Origin of the sequence: Saccharopolyspora sp. 6M (assembly GCF_020176775.1) — a bacterium.
Lineage (GTDB): Bacteria > Actinomycetota > Actinomycetes > Mycobacteriales > Pseudonocardiaceae > Saccharopolyspora_C > Saccharopolyspora_C gregorii.
On sequence record NZ_JAIUJZ010000217.1, the window covers coordinates 1 to 903 of the forward strand.

Here is a 903-nt window from a genome sequence, read left to right on the forward strand (position 1 = left end):
GCCCGCGCGCCGATCGGTGCGCGGGCAGGTGGCCGGGCCACCTCAGCGACATGAATTTCAACGGTTGAAACGACGGTAGGATCGGCGGGGTGGAGCCTTGGGAGACCTCGCCGCAGCGACGTGCGTGGCGGCCGTACATCGAGACGAGCCTGCTGCTGGAGACCCGCCTCGACGAGGATCTGCGCGCGGCCGCCGGGATGAGCTTGATGGACTACCACGTGCTGCTCGTCCTGTCGGAGTGCCCGGAGCAGCGCCAGCGGATGGGCGAGCTGGCCGCGCGGATGGTGTTCTCGCCGAGCCGGCTGACCTACCAGGTGAAGGTCCTGGAGCGCCGCGGCTGGGTGGTGCGGCACCCGTCGCCCGATGACCGGCGCGTGCACCACGCGGTGCTGACCGCGGCCGGGCTGGAGGCGCTGCGGGCGGCGGACGCCCACCACGTGGGGACGGTGCAGCGGCTGTTCACCGACGACTTGGACGAGCAGGAGCTGGACGTGCTCCGGCGCGTGTTCACCCGCACCCAGGACCGGCTGCGCGGAACCGCGGGCCGCTGACGCCCGCGCATGGCGCTCGTCACCCCCTCGACCTCGTCGGAATACCTCGCGCCGGGCCGTCGTTCGACCGATTAGTTCAGATTTGAAGGAAGTGGTCGAGATGCAGTTCGGAGTGTTCACCGTCGGGGACGTGACCCCCGACCCGACGACCGGGCGCACGCCGACGGAGGCCGAGCGGATCAGGGCGATGGTCGCCATCGCCGAGAAGGCCGAGGAGGTCGGTCTGGACGTGTTCGCCACCGGTGAGCATCACAACCCGCCGTTCGTGCCGTCTTCGCCGACGACGATGCTCGGTTATCTGGCGGCCCGTACCGAGCGGTTGGTCCTGTCCACCTCGACGACGCTGATCACC

General features: G+C 70.1%; 2 protein-coding genes. Both read left to right on the forward strand.

Annotated elements, in window-relative coordinates; translation table 11 throughout:
• The first annotated feature begins 89 nt into the window (after nucleotides 1–89).
• Nucleotides 90–551, forward strand: a complete 462-nt coding sequence (locus LCD31_RS24595) for a MarR family winged helix-turn-helix transcriptional regulator (protein ID WP_224961769.1) — start codon at nucleotides 90–92, stop codon at nucleotides 549–551.
• Nucleotides 552–651: 100 nt separating this feature from the next.
• Nucleotides 652–903: LLM class flavin-dependent oxidoreductase (locus LCD31_RS24600; protein ID WP_224961771.1), on the forward strand; the 252-nt coding region annotated here is incomplete at its 3' end.